Raw genomic sequence first — 17,039 nt, 5'->3', positions numbered from 1 at the left:
CCATCGAAAAGAATTGTGCAAATTATACGATAGCGGCCGCCCGCCACGCGCATGCCGACCTTAGGCGTCGATCCACGCAAACAGCGCCTTGTCCGGCGTGGCGGATTGGTGCCAGGTCGATTGCAACTCCATCAGAAATCCGGCCAGATCGAAGGGATTGACATCCAGCCCGCCCCATGGCGCCGTCTGCGCCCATGCCACCGCGATATCGGCCAAGTCGTCGGCCGCCAGCCGCTCGATAGCCTGTCCCATGGCCTGCGCAAACACGTAAAGCTCACGCCCCGGGATAGACACGGGCCTGATGACAGGCGCTGCCGAGTGGGTCAGCAATTGCCCCAGCGACGCAAAATCCAGTTCGCCGGGCAAGGCAATGCCCGTAACGGGAAAGGAGTCAAAGGCATCTTGCCAGCTGGCACATGCGCGCATCTCGGCATCGGAACAGACAAAAATATCGATTTTTTTCATATTGCAGCCATTTGGCACAATCAAACGCTTGCCACATCATGTTGGTTGGATGTCGCGCGGCTGTATTCGCGCTCCAATGCAGCCAGGCTCTCCGCCTGCGACCACAGGCTGGCGATATAGTGAAATTCTTCCTCGAACGGCTGCTCGAAATCGGCCACGTCGATCGCGTATTCGCAATTGCGGCTCAGCATGACCAGCCAGTCCGGGTAGTCAAGCGCCGGATACAGGCGGGTAAAGATCGCATCGAGCGACGACACGCTTTCCCGGCCCGCCAGGTAGGCGGCGCGCAACTCGACGATATATTTGCCTGCCAGAAATTGCTCAGGCAACCGCTGCACGCCCCGGTAACGCTCGATGATCACGTCGGCCAGCGGCTGCACCTCGTCGCGGCCACGGGCGCTGGCCAGCAGCACGATATTCAGGTCGTCGCCCTCCTGGTCCAGGCGCAAGCGCTCCACGGCCCAGTCTACGCACCTGTCGGCATGGCCAAATCCCATGCGCAGCTGGAATACAGCAATTTCAAGCTCTGTCAGTTGTTCCATGTCTTTCCATCTATTACCGGTAACGGTCACACCGAGCATATTTCAGTTGCATCCCGCCCCCTATGTCTCAAGCTCTTTTTGCGCGCATGCCACTATCGCGCACGAATGACAGCCAGCGCGACCATCTCCCCGGCAGGCCATCGTTGTCCGCAGATTCGCGCCAACAGTCGTCATAGGGCCACAGATCATCATGCGCTTTCGTGCTGCTGACCAAGCATCGCTGCGTCAGCAGCTCAACTCTTTCCACCAAGGTCAACTCCGAGGAGCTCCCTGCATCTGCCGTTTTTGCCGTCAGAACGTGCTTGCCGTCGACATTGTAAAATCGCGTGTCGTCCAAGATATAGTCGCGGCGGAAAGACGTGCGCCATTGCGAATTGCCACCCCACCCATGCGACAGGTCGTTGACAGGTCGCCCCTTGCGTCGGTCAGCCCAGTACAGCGTCGATGCATCGGCGATACCTGGCTTGAAGACTGTCTTGCCAGCGCAGACATCTACGCCGCCACGCGAAAACAGCATGTTGCCAAGCATGACGCACGGCCATCGCCACGCCATGATCGCAGCAGGCGCACGCGCAGACTCAGCAGGCTTGAGTTCCACTATCTCATGATAAAAAGGCGAAAATTGTGCTGGCCGCAATACCGTCATCCCCAATGCCTCGACAAACGCCTCATACTCAGCGAGCAACAGCGGCGGTCCGGCCCAGCCTTCCCCATTGCCGCGCTCCTGTTGCAGGGGCAGGACCAGCACCTGGCATATGCGGCTGAACGCATGCAGTGCCCACAACTCCTCTTTGCTCGCCGACGGAACAGGGTTTCCTTGCCTTTGCGCAAATGAACGCAGCCAGGCCAACGCATGCGGATTATCGTGCAACCAGGGAATGAGCAGGTCTGCATACACGCCATCGCCTTCATAATCGAGCAAGGCATCGTGTAGCGCGCGGGCGTCATCGGACAAGTCAAGCAGATCCCATTTTTCCTGTATCACGCTCTGGAACAATTGCTGTTTATGCTGCATGTATCGCTTACCCCGCCTGCAGCATCTTTTGCAGCACCGCATCGAGCTCATAAAAATCCACGGGCTTGGTCAGGTGCAAATCAAAGCCCGCATCGGACGCCATCTGGCGGTCCTTGTCCTGACCCCAGCCCGTGACGGCCACGAGGATGGCATCCTTGCCGCAGGGTTCACTGCGCAGCAGCCGCGCCACGTCGTAGCCATTCATGTGCGGCAAGCCGATGTCGAGCAATATCACTTGCGGCATGAAGCTGTGCGCCGCCGCCATGCCGGCCGTGCCGTCGTAGGCCGTGCGCACGTCATAGCCGAGGATGTCGAGCGCCAGCGCCAGGCTTTCGGCCGCGTCGGCGCTGTCGTCGATCACCAGCACCTTGCCTTCGCGCGTGCCGGCCAGCAAGCGGCGGTTGGGCTCGGGCGGCGCCAGCAAAGGCACGGCCGGCAACGGCAGGCGCAATACAAAGGTGCTGCCCTGCCCCACGCCATCGCTGTGCGCGCTGATGCTGCCACCATGCAATTCGGCCAGGCCCCGCACGAGAGACAGGCCGATGCCCAGGCCGCCCTGGGCCCGCGACAGGGCCGGCTCCAGCTGCGAAAACAGCTCGAACACCTTGTCCAGGTGCCCGGGTGCGATGCCGATGCCCGAATCGCGCACGGTAATGTGTACTTCGTTTGCCGTGCAGGCCACCTCCAGCCCGATGACGCCATTGGCGGGCGTGTACTTGACGGCGTTGGTCAGCAGGTTGGCGATCATCTGCCCCAGGCGCGTGGCATCGGCGTCGAGCCAGATAGGCTGCGGCCATTGCTCCACGAGCACCTTGTGGCCGGATTGCGCGGCCAGCTCCGCCACGCTGTGCAGGGCCGCTTCGACCACGGGCGCCAGTTCCACGCTGGCGCGGCGCAGTTCCAGACGGCCCTGCGTGATGCGCGACACTTCCATCAAATCGTCGACCAGGTGCGTCATGTGCCCCACTTGCCGGCCCAGCACGTCCCGCGCCCAGCACAGTTGCGGGTCGTCCAGCTGCGCCAGGCGCAGCACTTCCAGCACATTGCGCATGGGCGCCAGCGGGTTGCGCAGCTCGTGCGCCAGGGTGGCCAGGAACTCGTCCTTGCGCCGGTCGGCGGCCGCCAGCTGCTCGTTGAGCTCGCCGGCCTCCTTGCGCGCCAGCTGCAGCTGCTGTTCATATTTGCGCCGGTCGCTGGCGACAAAGACGGCGATCTCGTCATAACGCACGCCTTCATGCACGCGGCGCACGGCGTTGAACAGCATGGGGATGGATTGCCCCTGGCGCTGGCGCATGTCGAGCAAGATTTCCGACACGCTGCCCTGCACCTGCATCAGGGGCAGCCAGTGGGTCTGGTGGAATACGCGCCCGCCGATGGTCAGCAAATCCTGTAATTTCTTTTTTCCGAGCAATTCCCCGGCGCCATAGCCGAGCCAGCCACAAAAGGTGGCGTTCGCCTGTACGATGGTGCCGTCGGCCGTGCACAGCAGCAAGCCGCAGGCCGCGTGCTGGAACAGGGTACCGGTATCAGGCAGGGAAGGCATCGTGTCGCGCATTACAGGTGCAGGCCATCGAGAAAATGACGGATGGTGCGGTAGCTGGCGTCGGGCACGCTCATGTGCGGGCAATGGCCGACATTCTCGATCACCTGCAGGCTGCTGTACGGCAGCATCTGGCGCAGGTACTCGCCCACAAACGGCGGTGCGATGAAGTCGTCGCTGCATTGCACGATCAGGGCCGGCGTGCTGTTGTGCGGCAAGACGGCGCGGTGGTCGGATAAAAAAGTGGTTTGCGCGAAATGCCGGGCGATGGCGGGATCCGTGCGGCAAAAACTGTTCACCAGGTCTTGCCCCAGCGCCGGCTGGCCGGGCGCGCCCATGATGGCGGGCGCCATGCCGGCGAACCAGCCCAGGTAATTGCTCTCCATGGCATCGAGCAAGTCATCGATATCGACACGGCTGAAGCCGCCCCGGTAGCCGGCCGCCGCATCGTCGACATAGCACGGCGACGGCGCCAGCATGACTTGCGCGGCGAACAGATCCGGCTCGGCGATCGTCGCCAGCAAGGCGCTCATGGCGCTGACGGAATGGCCGATGCAAATGACGGGGCCGCCGCCGACCGCATGGATAACCTGGCGCAAATCGGCTCCATGCGCGTCGAGCCGCGCATAGGTATCGAAATCATAGGCGGCCAGGTCCGAAGCGCCGCTGCCGACCAGGTCGAACAGCACGGTGCGGTAGCGCGCACGAAACAACGGCTCCAGGTAGCGCCACATGGTTTGATCACAGCCAAAGCCGTGCATGAACACCATGGTGGCTGCCGCGCCCGCCTGCGGTGCACCGCTGCGTTCGCTAATGCGGACATTGTTCCTATCTTCTATGCGCATGCCGCTTCAGCCTTGAATATTTCCACATGGAATGTAAATTAACTTCTTGCTAGCATCTTAGCATGCGCTATTTAACATTGGGCAACACCATTGGCGCTGGACAAACGCTGCGCCACGGCGGATAATGAGAACGATTCCCATTATCAAAATACCAGGCCCGTGCCTGGCTTTTCCCTGTGCGCCCCGGTGGCGCCCGCTGGCGGCAACAAGCCGGTTTTATGTTGAAGGTTTGTACCGCATGCGCGCTTTCTGGACTGTCATACACCGCTGGGCCGGTCTTACCATCGCCCTCTTCCTCATCGTTGCCGGCCTCACGGGCGCCGTCACGTCATGGGACCATGAACTGGATGAATGGCTCAACGCCGACATCATGGACACGCCGGGCCGCGGCCCCCTTCAGCAACCATTTGCGCTGGCGCAAAAAGTCGCTGCCGCCGACCCGCGCGTGGAAGTCAATTACATGACCCTGGGCCTGGAAGAAGGCCATGCGGCCGCCTTCATGGTGCGCCCGCTAACCGACCCGGCCACGAACAAACCGTTCGTGCTCGACTACAACACCGTCTACATCGACCCCGTCACGGCGCAGATCACGGGCACGCGCGATTCGACGGCCATTTCCCTGTCGCGCCGCAGCCTGATGCCGTTCTTGCGCCATCTGCACTACAGCCTGCACGTCCCCGCCTTCTGGGGCACGGACCGCTGGGGCTACTGGCTGATGGGGAGCGTCGCCCTGATCTGGCTGCTCGACAGCATGGTGGCGTTCTACCTGACCACGCCGCGCCGCTTGCGCCCGCGCGCGCAAGACGAAACTCCGCGCCACCGCGATGCCGCCAGCTGGTGGCAACGGTGGAAACCGTCGTGGGTGCTGCGCTGGGCGGCTGGCGGCTACAAGCTCAATTTCGATCTGCACCGCGCGGGCGGCCTGTGGGTGTGGATAATCATTATTGTCGTCGCGTTTACGTCGTTCTCGCTGAACCTGTACCGCGAAGTGTTTTATCCCGTCATGTCGCTGGTCTCCACCACCACGCCGGGGCCGTACGAAACCCAGACGCCGGCGCCCTACGGCACGTATATCACGCCCGTGATCGGTTTCGAGCAGGCGGTGGAGATCGCTAAAAAGCAGGCCGTGCAGCGCGGCATCACCTCGCCCATCGGCGGCATTTATTATGGCGGCAACTATTCGTTCTACAACGTCTCCTTCTTCGACCCCGCCGACGAATTCGGCGCGGCCGGCATGGGCCTGTCGAACCTGTACGTCGACGGCATGGATGGCAGCATCATCGGCCAGCACAAGCCGTGGGAAGGCACGGCCGCCGACGTCTTCGTGCAACTGCAGTTCCCCCTGCATTCGGGCCGCATCCTCGGCTTGCCCGGGCGCATCATGATGTCCTTCATGGGCGTGATGGTGGCCATGCTTTCCGTGACGGGCATCGTCATCTGGGAGCGCAAACGGCGCGCGCGCCGGCTGCAGGCGAAAAAGCCAGCAAACTTCACCTGAGGCAGCGACTCCATCACGGCGCAGGCGGACCAATGCAGTCTGCGCCGCACACCTTGCCAGCGGCCTGATCACGCGCAACGCGCAAGGCCAGCACACCTCCCCACTTTACAACCCAGTAGCCGGCACATGCCGGCTGTCTGCGCTGCGCAGCTTCCGTGCGCCAGTCCGCCAATGCCATTAAATGCAGTTTACTTGCAATAGCATCAGGCGCAAGCTATTATTGCAACTCAATTGCATTTACGCCTTCACGCCGGGCCTGCGCCCAGCACTACCTTCCGCCTTTTTAGAAAGTCCTATGCGCCATCACGTATTCGCAGCTGCCATGCTGTCCACTGCCCCGCTCGCTTACGCGGCGGACGACGTCACCCTGCAAACCATCAAGGTCCGGGCTGACCGGCCTTCCAGCATCGACAGCGTCGTCCTCGTCGAAAATACGCAAGCCCAGAACCGGACCCTGGGCGGCATGCTAGAACATGTGTCGGGCGTGCAAAGCAGCGCCTTCGGGCCGAATGCGGGCGCGCCGGTGATACGCAGCCTGAGCGGCAGCCGCGTGCAGATCCTCGAAGATGGCCAGTCCATCCTCGGCATGAATGCGCTCAGCGGCGACATCAACATCCCGTTCGATCCGCTGTTTGCGCGCAGCGCGACCGTCAACAAATCGTCGGACGCCGTGCGTTTCGGCGGCAATGCGATTGGCGGCAGCGTCGACGTCGATTCCGGCCTCATTTCCAGGAAGATGGAAAGCAAGGAAAAGGACGTGGAACTGGTCCTGCGCAAGGGTTTCAACGATGCCAATGCCCAGGGCTTGCGCATGAACTTCAACGATGGCAAGCACTCCTCGACGAATCTGCAACTGTCCTTCCAAAAGATCGGGCATTACGATATTCCCGGCAACAGCAAGGCCAGTGTGTGCAACAGCCAGCTGTTTCCCTTGAAGGGTGGCGTGAATACCTTCCTGGCCGACAGTTGCCAGAAAGAAGCGAGGATCCAGCAAGTCTACAACAAGGCTTCACAACCGTTTATCGACCAATTCATGACGGAAAATCCGGACTGGGCGGATGGAGACTTTTCCTTCTATACCAATCAGCCGACGTCCGTCTGGCAGCGCAAGACCTACGTCAATCCGGCCAACCCCGCTTACGTGCCGGGTACGCCGTCGACGACCCAGAACAAGATCAACAAGGACGTGACCCCCAACTACCATGGAACCCTGGGCAACAGCTATGCCAGCAATTCCCACTTTGCCGTCGGCAGCACCTACTTTTTCAACCGTGGCTACGTGGCCGTCAGCATCGATACCAAGAATAGCGAGTATGGCGTGCCGGGTTTTTCCATGGAAAACAAGGCTTTCGGCGCGAACTATGACGAAGGGCTGCCCGTCGGCGTGGTGATACAGCAAGATAAATATGCGCTGGAAGCCAATCTGCTCGACCCCGTCGCGTACATTGAAAGCGCGCAACTACGCGTGTCCCGCGTGAGCAATGCCTCGGGAGAACGCCTCGGTGCGGCCAAGGCGAATGACTACCAGTTCGACACCAATCAGGCCGAGCTCCTGCTGGCGCACCGGCGCGCAGGCCCCTTGAGCGGCTTGCTTGGCCTCAGCCATAAAACCAGGGATATCGCCGGCAGCGGCCCGCAGCTTTACCTGCCCGATGCGCGCACGGCCAGCCGCGCGCTGTTCCTCAAGGAAAGCCTCGATGTCGACTGGGCCACCTTCGACGCGGGCTTGCGCCATGAAAAAGTGGAGCACGAGATCCGCAAGAGCGGATTCAAGACATCGAGGAATGCAAAAAATGCCAAACTCGAGGACAAGTCGTTCAGCCTGAACAGCTACAGCCTGGGCGCCTCGGCCAAGCTTGGCCAGCTGTTCGGCGCGAAGCTGCGCTATGCCTCTTCGGAAAGAGCACCCGACGTCAATGAGTTGTATGCAAGCAACCGTCACTATTCGATCATGACCCAGGAAGAAGGCAACCAGGACTTGAAGGCGGAGCGCGCTCGAAATACCGAACTCACCGCCCTGTTCGGCAATCGCGGCTTTGCCATGTCGGCGACGGGCTATGTCATGAAGTACGAGAACTATCTCTACCTTGGCCACTCGGGAGCCCAGATGGCCAATCGCCTGCCCTTGAAATATTGGAAGCAGACCGATACGACGGTCAAGGGATTCGAGATCGACGCTTCCCAGGTCATACAGCTTGGCAGCTACGGAAAACTGAACCTGTCCGCATTTGCCGACCTGGTCAAGAACAAGGCGGACAACCCCGACAAGCTGCGCGCGCACAACGATGGCGCGTATCTGCCCAATATGCCCACCAACCGCTATGGCGCGAATCTGCTGTGGGAAAACATGGGGTGGAAGGCCAGGCTGTCCGGCACCCGGTATGACAAGCAAAAGTACCTGGGCAAAAGCGTCAGCGAGGAAGTACCGCTCGACGGCTACACCATGGTGAACTTCCAGGTGAGCCGCGCGCTGCAGGTGCCGAACTCGCCGTTTGCAGGCATCGACGTGTTCATCAGCGGCACCAACCTGCTCGATGACGATGCCCGGCCGCACAATTCTCCACTGAAATACATCGCACCCTTGCCGGGCCGTGGATTCCAGATTGGCTTGAGCGCCAGGCTTTAAGGCACGGCGCCGTTGCGCTCCCGCCGCACCAGCGCCAGCAGGCTGTCGCCCCGGTTGCCGTCGCAGCAGATGGCCACGCCGTCCGTGAAGTCGGGCGCCGTCAGCCGCGTGAGGACGCTGCCGGGCGGCATTTCCAGCGCCAGCCGGGCGCCCCGCTCCCACGCCAGGCGCACGGTACTGCTCCACTGTACGCGCTGGGCCATGTTGGCCGCCAGGCTGTCGCGGATGCGGGCCGGGTCGAACAGCGCGCGCGCCGCGCTGCTGCTCAGATAGACGAGCGATGGCCGGCGCAGGGTCACGCCCTCGAAGGCGGCGGCCATGTCGCCCGCGGCGGCCTCCATCAACGGGCAATGCGACGGCACGCTGACGGCCAGGCGCTTGGCCTTGCTGGCGCCGTGCGCCAGGGCCAGCGCCATCACGGCTTGCAAGGCGACTTCGCTGCCGGCAATGGCGATCTGGCGCGGCGCATTCAGGTTGGCGACATACACGGGCGTAGCTGCGCCGTGCACCTCGGCCAGCACGGGTTCGAGTTGCGCCAGATCAAGCCCGATGATGGCCGCCATGCCGTAACCGGTGGGATATGCCTGCTCCATCAGCTCTCCGCGCCGCGCCACCAGGCGCAGTGCATCCGCATAATCGAGCGCGCCGGCGATGACGGCCGCCGCATACTCGCCGATGGAAAAACCGGCCACCATGTCGGGCCGCGCGCCGCGCGCCGCCAGGGAACGCGCCATGGCCACGCCCGCGATCAGCAGGCACAGTTGCACGGCCCGCGTCGACGCCAGCGCGGCAGCCGTGTCCAGTGCCAAAGGATCGTGGCCCAGCACGCCCGCCGCTTCGGCCAAAGCCCCCGCAACGGCCAAGTCGTCGGGCAGCGCATGCAGCATGCCTGGATACTGGGCGCCCTGGCCGGGAAAGGTAAATAGCACGCTCATGCCATCTCCCATGGCGTGGCCGTCAGCACGGGACCGTGATCCGTTTTCAGCAAGACCTTGCCCCGGCCCGCCGCCCACTCGGCATACGCAAAGCCGCCACTGCCCGTGTCGATCTGCAGATCCATCCGGCACGCCGTGACAGTCGCCGCGATGGTACGCAGGGCACCGGCCTGCGCGGCGTCCGGCGGCGCGGCGATGCGCAGCACGAGATCGAGGTCGCTGTCGGCGCGCAGCACGGGCAAGCCGCTGGCCAGGGCGAATCCCACGCCGCCCGTTGGCCCCCAGGCCCAGCCCGTGGCGTCGAGCAGCGGCGCCACTTCCCGCAGCGCATCGAGCGCAGTACAGTCAAAACCGGACGACGGGGTGTGCGCCAGCCGCGCCAGCATTTCCGGCGTGACGCTGCGCACGACGGCGGCCGCGTCCACTTCGCACGCATGCCGCTCGCTGCGCAGCCGGCCGCGCAAGCCCACGGGGATGCGCCCGGGCGTGCTACTGGCGCGCCGCACCACCAGCGGAGCCGCCTGCAGCCACACTGCATCGCACCAGGCGGGCAAGGATGCGCCGTCCGGCAGGCCGGATACCCATAGCAAGTCATGCGCGCGCCAGGCTTCCATCAGGCCACCACCGCCTTGACGGCAAAGAACAGCAAGGACGGTCCCAGCAAGCAGCCCAGGCCCGTGTGAAACGTGGCCACCAGCGCGCCATACGGCACCAGCTTGCGGTCCGTGGCGGCCAGTCCGGCCGACACGCCGCTGACGGTGCCGGCCAGGCCGCCGAAGACCATCGCCGAACGCGGAGTTTTCAGGCGCAGGAAGCGCGCCGCGGCGGGCGTGCCCACCATCACCAGGATGGCCTTGATGAGGCCCGCCGCGATACTCAGGGCCATGACGTCGGAGCTGGCGCCGATGGCCGCGCCCGTGACGGGGCCGACGATATACGTGACGGCGCCGGCGCCGATGGTGGTCATGCTGACGGCGTCCGAATAGCCAAAGGCATAGGCGACACCGGCGCCAACGAGGAAGGGCAGCACCACGCCCAGCATCAGCGCCACCAAGCCGATCAGGCCAGCCTTGCGCGCTTCCGTCGCCTGCACTTCGAAGGCCGTGGCGACGATGGCAAAATCGCGCAGCATGGCGCCGCCCATCAGGCCGATGCCGCCGAACAGCGACAAATCGGCCAGTCCCTTGTGGCCGCCGCTATGCACGCCGCCCCAGTAAGCGAGCCCCAGACCGATCACGATGGCGATGGCCGAGCCGTGCACGCGGCCGAAGGTCAGGTACTTCGACAGGGCGATCGACAGCAGCATGATCAGGCCGACAAAGGCGAAGGCCGTCACCAGGCCATTGTGGATGGCGGCTTTTTCAAAGATTTCAAGCATGACGGTGCTCCTTCATCAACATGGAATCGGCTTGCAAGCAGTCGGCTTCGGCGGCTGGACTTTCCATCCTGTTAATCAACGAAATCACGGCACCGCAAACGAGCACGGAACCGATGGCGGCCAGCACGGCAACCGGCCCGCCGCGCAGGGCCGCCACCACGTCCTGCTGCGCCGCCATCGCCACCACCACGGGAATATACATGGCGCCCCAGTATTCGACACCCCGTTCCGTCATCTGCGGTAACCATGCGCGGCGCTGCATGTACAGGCGGGCGCAGATCAGCAGCAGCATGGCGATGCCCACGCCGCCCACGTTGGTCTTGACGCCCATCAGCTGCCCGAGCAGGTCGCCCAGGAAGATGCCGAGCAAATGGCACAGGGCCAGCAATGCGGTTCCGTAAATGATCATGATTGTCTCCGTTATAGGAATAGGAATGACTTAATGTCTTCTCTGTTGTTTCACCTACCACTGCTGCTGCAATACCTCCCTGACTCTTGCCGATGCCTGGCGGTGCGGCGCGCCCAGGCGGCTGGAAAGATCCCGCTGCGGGTCGGCGCGGATATCGCCGAGAGCCGCCTGCAGGCAGGCGTCGACGGCGGCCGTATCCTGCGCCGACGGATCATCGGGCTGCGCCACCTGCAAGGTTTGCCACAGCAGCCCCAGGGTCGCGTAGTTCCTGATGTCGTAGGCCATCGGTGCGATGGTCGCGGCCAGCGCTTCGAGCGCTGCCACGGTGCGCAGGGTGATGCGCGCCGCCGACGCCTTGCCCATGGCGTGCACCATCACTTGCGGATCGTCGAGCGCGATCAGGCGGTTGGCCTGGTAGCCGTGGGCGAGGAAGGCGCCCGACATGGCCTTGCCGACGATGAGCCCGATCACGGGATGGCCCGCCAGGCGCGCCTCGGCGTAAGCCGCCGCCGCGCCGGCCAGCGCCTGGTGGATGCCGTACGCTTCCTCGCGCCGGCCATAGGCCTGGCTGGCCACGTCGATGACGGCGACGATGGGCCGTTTCACGGCCAGCGCGCGGTCCTCATCGACAACCTGCTGCACGGCGCGCGCCAGCTGCCACGCCTCGGCCAGGCCGATTTCTCCCGTGCGGGCACGCGCAAAACGGTTGTCCGGGTCGGGCAGCACGGCGAGGTAGCGCGCCGGCGCGCCCGCCAGCGGCGCGTCGACCACGCGCACGGAAGGCGGATAGCCGTCCAGCGGCGCAGCGTTGTTCGTGAGTGCCGCCAGCCAGACGGCGCCGCGGCTCGTGTCGGTGATGGCGTTCATGCTGCTGCTCCTTTGCTGTAGATGCTGCGCACGGCTTCCGGCGTGGCTTGCGGGCCCGCGTCCACTTGCGCCAGGCGGGCCAGGAAGACGTCTGCCTGGTCGCTGCGGTGCTGCGCCGGCACGCCGCGTGCGAACAATGCGGCCACGGTGGCGCGCATCTGCGCCGTGTCGTCTTCCACATAGGCGTCGGCCAGGCCGCTGTGGAAGCGCTGCTCGCCCCCCGTCAGGCTCCAGATGAAGGGCTTGTTGCGCGAGTCGAATTCGCCCACACCCGCTTCCTGCTCGATCACGGCCGGCCCGTTGAGCCCCAGGCGCGCTTCGCGCGTGACGACCAGATAACTGCACAGGCCCGCCGCGATCGACATGCCGCCGTAGCAGCCCACCGTGCCAGCCGTGATGCCGATGACGGGCTGGTAGCGGCGCAGGTCGACGATGGCGGCATGGATGTCGGCAATGGCAGCGAGGCCCAGATTGGCTTCCTGCAGGCGCACGCCGCCCGTCTCGAACAGGATCACGGCCCGCGTCGGCACGCCATTGCGATTGTCGCGCGCCGCCAGTTCCAGCGCCCCGGCGATTTTCGCGCCGCCCACCTCGCCCATGCTGCCGCCCTGGTAGGCGCCCTCGATGGCCAGCACCACGGCCGGCTGGCCGTCGAACAGGCCCTTGGCCACCACCACGCCGTCATCCGCCTGCGCCGTCACGCCTTGTTTCGGCAGCCAGGGCGAAGCGATGCCGCAGAACGGGTCGAGCAGTTCGCGCATGCTGCCAGAGTCCAGCAAGGCTTTGGCCCGGCTGCGCGCGCCCCGTTCGATGAAGCTGTCGCGCTCCAGCAATTGCTTCAATGTACTCATGCCGCCCTCCCCGCTTGCAATTCTTCATACGCTTGCTCGATGCGCATGCGCACCACGCCCGGCGTGGCGCCGCAATCGTTGATGACGATGCTCGCCGCCGGCAGCGGCTCGCCGCCGAATACCCGCTGCAGGAGCGCATCCCACACGGCACCCTTGCCATCGACGGAGGTGTTGACGACGATGCGGATCACGCCATCGTCGCCAGGCTGCAGCAGCACTTCCAGGTCGCCCGAACCGACGACGCCGGCCAGCGCGCGCCCCGATGCCGGCTGCCCGGTCGGGAATGTATACTCACGCGTTTCCATGTGCTTCTCCTTCTGTCAATCGGTCGAGGAACAGGGTGGCCGCCAGCAAGTCCGCCGCGCCGCCCGGCGACACGCCGCGCGCCAGCGCCACCGCTTCCAGCGCCAGCAGCGCCTCGGTGCCGGCGGCCGTGGCCGCGCCGCCGGCGGCCAGCACCCGCGCCGCCCCCGTTTGCAATTCCAGCAAGGCCGGCTCGCCGCCGCGCGACAGCACGCAGGTGTCGTCCAGCTGGCTGAGAATGGCCAGCAAGGCGTTCAGGCGCGCCGTCGTTTCATTGTCGCCGCGCAGCCGCGAGGCATGCAAAGCGGGCAACCCGGCGCCCGTCACCAGGGGAAAACCGGCGCGGGCCTGGCCCCGAGCGCCATCGACCCGATACTGGCGGCACGCCAGCTCGCCCTTGTTGCCGGTAACGCCAGGCGCGCCTCGGTCATGCAAACGGGCCAGCGCGCCGGCCCGCGCCGCCACGGCCTGCGGTGCCAGCGATGCGCCCCGAGCCCCCTGCTGCGCCGCCGCCGTCACCAGCAGGCCCAGGGCCCAGATGGCGCCCCGGTGCGTGTTCACGCCGCCCGTAGCTGCCAGCATCAGCGCTTCGCCATCGCGGCCGATGGCGCCGATGCGCTGGCGCAGGCCGTCGTCATCGTCACTTTCCCAGCCTGCGTGCGCCATGGCGGCAAACACGGGCTGCAGCACGCACGCCGAATGGCACATCAGGGCCCAGTTCAAATCCGCATGGGCGCCACGGCTGCGCAAATCGACGAGGCCCGGTTTCGGCGTCAGGGTCACTTCATCGAGCAGCGCCTGCAGCACTTGCCGTCCCAGCGCGGCGGCGCGTTCCCGCACCGGCACTGTCGTCGTCATTGTGGTCATCATTACCAGCTCCTGAATTTGGCGGGTGGTTGATACAGGCCATCCGACCATTCGACCAGGTCGGCGATGCTTTTCGCGGCCAGCAGCGAGCGGTTCGCCGCGCCGCGCTGCACGCCGATATCCTCGGGCAGCGCGATCAGTCCATCGGCGCGCAGTTTGGCCGTCGTTTTCGGGTCGTGGCGCAGGCCGATGGGCGTCACGCCGGCCACGGCCGCCAGCATGGCCTTGCGTTCGTCGAGCGAACGGGCCTTGTACAGGTAGGCGATGCCCTCTTCCGTCAGCACGTGCGTGACGTCGTCGCCATAGATCATCACGGGCGCCAGCGGCATGCCGCTGGCCTGGCCCACGGCCACGGCGTCGAGCGATTCGACGATGGTCGGCTGGCCGCCATCCTGGAACGTTTCGACCATCTGCACCACCAGCTTCCTGCCGCGCGCCAGAGGGTCGTCCGTCTCGATCAAGTCCAGCCAGGCCGGCGTCGGGTGGCGCCGGCCATGCGGATCGTGGCCCATATTGGGCGCGCCGCCGAAACCGGCCAGGCGGCCATTCGTCACGGTGGACGAATTGCCCAGGCCATCCATCTGCAGGGTGGCGCCGATGAACAGGTCGACTGCGTACTGGCCGGCCAGCTGGCACAGGGCGCGGTTCGAGCGCATGGAACCGTCGCGGCCCGTGAAGAACACGTCGGGCCGCGCGGCCGCATAGCCTTCCATGCCCAGCTCCGCGCCAAAGCAATGCACGCTCTCGACCCAGCCCGTCTCGATGGCGGGGATCAGGGTCGGATGGGGGTTGAGCACCCAGTTGCGGCAAATCTTGCCCTTCAAGCCCAGCTGCTCGCCATACGTGGGCAAGATCAGTTCGATGGTGGCCGTATTGAAGCCGATGCCGTGATTGAGCGACTGCACCTGGTGTTTTTCATACACGCCGCGGATCGCCATCATGGCCATCAGCACGTGCACGGGCTTGATCACGCGCGGGTCGCGGGTAAACAGCGGTTCGATGAAAAACGGCTTGTCGGACTGCACGACGAAATCGATCCACGAGCCGGGCACGTCGACCCGCGGCAAGTCGCTGACGTCGTCGACGATCTGGTTCACCTGGGCGATGACGATGCCATCGCGGAAGGCCGCCGATTCCACCAGGGTGGGCGTGTCCTCCGTGCTGGGGCCCGTGTACAGATTGCCCTGGCGGTCGGCCATGTAGCCGGCCACCATGACGACGTTGGGCGTCAGGTCGACGAACAGGCGCGCATACAGCTCGATATACGTGTGGATGGCGCCCACTTCCAGCAAGCCATCCTGCAGGAATTGCGCGATGCGCAGGCTTTGCGTGCCGGCAAACGAAAAATCGAGCTTGCGGGCGATGCCCCGTTCGAACAAGTCCAAGTGCTCGGGCAAGCTGACGCTGGGCATGATCAGGTGCAGATGGTGGATCTTGTCGGGATTGACCTGGGTCAGCATGCGGGCGAGGAAATCGGCCTGCTTCTGGTTATTGCCTTCGAGGACGACGCGGTCGCCCGGCGCAAGCAGCGCTTCGAGCACGGCGACCATGTCGCCCTGTTGCAGCACGGGGCCGCTCGCGTACTGGCGCACGGCTTCCAGGCGGCGGCGCTTCTCGGTGCGCCGCGTGTCCCATTGTTTTTGCCGCTGCCCTGGCGCTGCTGTGGCGGTTGACATCATGCCTCCGGAATGAGCTATCGAACCCCGACGATAGAGCGAAAACGGAACCGCGACAATCAACCTGCTACCATGTTCATTACCCTGAAGTTAATGAACTCACGATAATCACGGTGATTATGGCCATCAACGAAGAAATTACCCTGAAAAAGCTGGAAGTTTTTCTCAGCTTCATGGAATTGAACAACCTGGCGCGGGTGGCCGATGCGCTGGGCCAGAGCACGGTCAGCGTGCACCGCGCCCTGCACTCGCTGGAAGACGGCTTGCGCTGTCCCCTGTTCAAGCGCGAGGGCCGCAGCCTGATCCCCCTGCATGCGGCCTACACCTTTGCCGAATCGGCGCGGCGCGCGCTGGCCGAGTGCGAGGAAGGCGTGCGCAAGGTGCGGGAGATGTCGGGCATCAATCCCGTGCGCCTGAAGATCGGCTCCCTGTATTCATTGACCCTGCACTGCATCCCGCAACTGGTGATCGCCCTGAAGCTGCGCCGGCCGGGCCTGGACATCGACCTGACGCTGGGTTCGAACCGCGAACTGCTGCAAAGCCTGGCCGACGGCAGGCTGGACGCCATCATCGTCGGCGTGCAGGAAGACGAACAGCATGCCGGGCTGGTGGCCGTGCCCCTGTTCCAGGACGACATCTTCCTGGCCGCGCCGCTGGCTTCGCCCTATGCGGGGGCCGCTTCCGTGGACTTGCAGGCGCTGCGCGACGACAAGTTCGTCACGCTCAACGAAGGTTTCGTCACCTCGCAAAGCTTCAACCATGCATTCGAGCTGGCGGGATTCGTGCCCGACACGGCCATGAGGGTGGGCGACATCTTCTCGCTGATCAACCTGGTGAGCGGCGGCATCGGCTACAGCCTGCTGCCCGGCAGAGTGCGCGCCTTCAGCTCCCGCATCGAACTGATTCCGCTGGACGCGCGCTACGGCTCGCACCAGCAAATCACCCTGCTGATGCTGAGCAGCCGCGAGCGCGACCCGAATCTGCTGGCGCTGGCGGCGGAATGCAGGTTATATGGGCGGCGCGAGCCTGCTCTACCCAAGACTTTGACTTAACATCTCAACAATGACAAAGCAAACCATGGCCCGAACCCTCAACCCGGGCTCCCCGGGCCCAGCGGACCTGAAAAATGCCCAGCGAATGGATAAGACCGGGCGCGCGGGCGCAGACAGTACGAATGTACGGCAAGCCCAAGCAACGCAGCCATGGGCATTTTCTCAGGCCC

The 17,039-nt window shown here is 64.4% G+C and carries 17 protein-coding genes; 3 read left to right on the top strand and 14 right to left on the bottom strand.

The genetic code is table 11. From position 1 onward, the window contains the following. Positions 1-60: 60 nt before the first annotated feature. The 5 genes from JAB1_RS08510 to JAB1_RS08490 form a co-directional block, all read right to left on the bottom strand. Complete coding sequence (locus JAB1_RS08510; protein WP_139144486.1) at positions 61-465, bottom strand: hypothetical protein; 405 nt, start codon at positions 463-465, stop codon at positions 61-63. A 20-nt stretch (positions 466-485) separates the two neighbouring features. After that, complete coding sequence (locus tag JAB1_RS08505; RefSeq protein WP_070279484.1) at positions 486-1,007, bottom strand: hypothetical protein; 522 nt, start codon at positions 1,005-1,007, stop codon at positions 486-488. 67 nt (positions 1,008-1,074) lie between these two features. Beyond that, complete coding sequence (locus JAB1_RS08500; RefSeq protein WP_070279483.1) at positions 1,075-2,022, bottom strand: hypothetical protein; 948 nt, start codon at positions 2,020-2,022, stop codon at positions 1,075-1,077. A gap of 7 nt (positions 2,023-2,029) precedes the next feature. Continuing rightward, complete coding sequence (locus tag JAB1_RS08495) at positions 2,030-3,565, bottom strand: ATP-binding protein (RefSeq protein ID WP_070279855.1); 1,536 nt, start codon at positions 3,563-3,565, stop codon at positions 2,030-2,032. A gap of 11 nt (positions 3,566-3,576) precedes the next feature. Further along, a complete protein-coding gene (locus JAB1_RS08490) occupies positions 3,577-4,407 on the bottom strand; it encodes an alpha/beta hydrolase (protein ID WP_070279482.1) in 831 nt (276 codons plus the stop codon). Between the two features lie 238 nt (positions 4,408-4,645). On the opposite strand from JAB1_RS08490, the gene JAB1_RS08485 reads away from it, so the two are divergent. Further along, positions 4,646-5,905: a PepSY-associated TM helix domain-containing protein gene (locus tag JAB1_RS08485; RefSeq protein ID WP_070279854.1), complete on the top strand. Its 1,260-nt coding sequence runs from the start codon at positions 4,646-4,648 to the stop codon at positions 5,903-5,905. Positions 5,906-6,227: 322 nt separating this feature from the next. Then, a complete protein-coding gene (locus tag JAB1_RS08480) occupies positions 6,228-8,531 on the top strand; it encodes a TonB-dependent receptor (RefSeq protein ID WP_254672008.1) in 2,304 nt (767 codons plus the stop codon). Here the strand turns inward: JAB1_RS08480 and mdcH are convergent. From mdcH to mdcA, 9 genes are read right to left on the bottom strand one after another with little or no spacing between them, the layout of a single operon-like run. Further along, entirely contained in the window at positions 8,528-9,466 is a 939-nt protein-coding gene (gene mdcH / locus JAB1_RS08475; RefSeq protein WP_070279853.1) for a malonate decarboxylase subunit epsilon, read from the bottom strand. The genes JAB1_RS08480 and mdcH overlap by 4 nt on opposite strands. Beyond that, complete coding sequence (locus JAB1_RS08470; RefSeq protein ID WP_070279480.1) at positions 9,463-10,080, bottom strand: malonate decarboxylase holo-ACP synthase; 618 nt, start codon at positions 10,078-10,080, stop codon at positions 9,463-9,465. Before JAB1_RS08470 ends, mdcH begins: the two co-directional genes overlap by 4 nt. After that, entirely contained in the window at positions 10,080-10,844 is a 765-nt protein-coding gene (madM, locus tag JAB1_RS08465; RefSeq protein ID WP_070279479.1) for a malonate transporter subunit MadM, read from the bottom strand. Before madM ends, JAB1_RS08470 begins: the two co-directional genes overlap by 1 nt. Further along, positions 10,837-11,253 carry a malonate transporter subunit MadL gene (gene madL, locus JAB1_RS08460; RefSeq protein WP_070279478.1) on the bottom strand — a complete coding sequence of 139 codons (417 nt, stop codon included), beginning with the start codon at positions 11,251-11,253 and terminating at the stop codon, positions 10,837-10,839. Before madL ends, madM begins: the two co-directional genes overlap by 8 nt. A 54-nt stretch (positions 11,254-11,307) precedes the next feature. After that, entirely contained in the window at positions 11,308-12,120 is an 813-nt protein-coding gene (mdcE, locus tag JAB1_RS08455; protein ID WP_070279477.1) for a biotin-independent malonate decarboxylase subunit gamma, read from the bottom strand. Then, the gene (locus JAB1_RS08450) at positions 12,117-12,971 is read right to left on the bottom strand and encodes a biotin-independent malonate decarboxylase subunit beta (protein ID WP_070279476.1); all 855 of its coding nucleotides are present in this window, start codon (positions 12,969-12,971) and stop codon (positions 12,117-12,119) included. The genes mdcE and JAB1_RS08450 overlap by 4 nt, the downstream gene beginning before the upstream one ends. Continuing rightward, positions 12,968-13,276 (bottom strand): malonate decarboxylase subunit delta, encoded by a 309-nt coding sequence (locus JAB1_RS08445; protein WP_070279475.1) that lies wholly within the window; start codon positions 13,274-13,276, stop codon positions 12,968-12,970. Before JAB1_RS08445 ends, JAB1_RS08450 begins: the two co-directional genes overlap by 4 nt. After that, positions 13,263-14,132 (bottom strand): triphosphoribosyl-dephospho-CoA synthase, encoded by an 870-nt coding sequence (locus JAB1_RS08440; RefSeq protein ID WP_254672040.1) that lies wholly within the window; start codon positions 14,130-14,132, stop codon positions 13,263-13,265. Before JAB1_RS08440 ends, JAB1_RS08445 begins: the two co-directional genes overlap by 14 nt. 11 nt (positions 14,133-14,143) lie before the next feature. Continuing rightward, positions 14,144-15,817 (bottom strand): malonate decarboxylase subunit alpha, encoded by a 1,674-nt coding sequence (mdcA, locus tag JAB1_RS08435; RefSeq protein WP_139144485.1) that lies wholly within the window; start codon positions 15,815-15,817, stop codon positions 14,144-14,146. A 119-nt stretch (positions 15,818-15,936) separates the two neighbouring features. Here mdcA and JAB1_RS08430 point away from each other — a divergent pair, with 119 nt between their 5' ends. Beyond that, positions 15,937-16,869, top strand: coding sequence for a LysR family transcriptional regulator (locus tag JAB1_RS08430; protein ID WP_070279472.1), 933 nt, complete (start codon positions 15,937-15,939; stop codon positions 16,867-16,869). Positions 16,870-17,039: the final 170 nt, after the last annotated feature.

It is taken from the genome of Janthinobacterium sp. MP5059B, from assembly GCF_001758645.1.
Lineage (GTDB): Bacteria > Pseudomonadota > Gammaproteobacteria > Burkholderiales > Burkholderiaceae_D > Janthinobacterium > Janthinobacterium lividum.
This window is presented reverse-complemented; position numbering and strand designations above follow the sequence as displayed.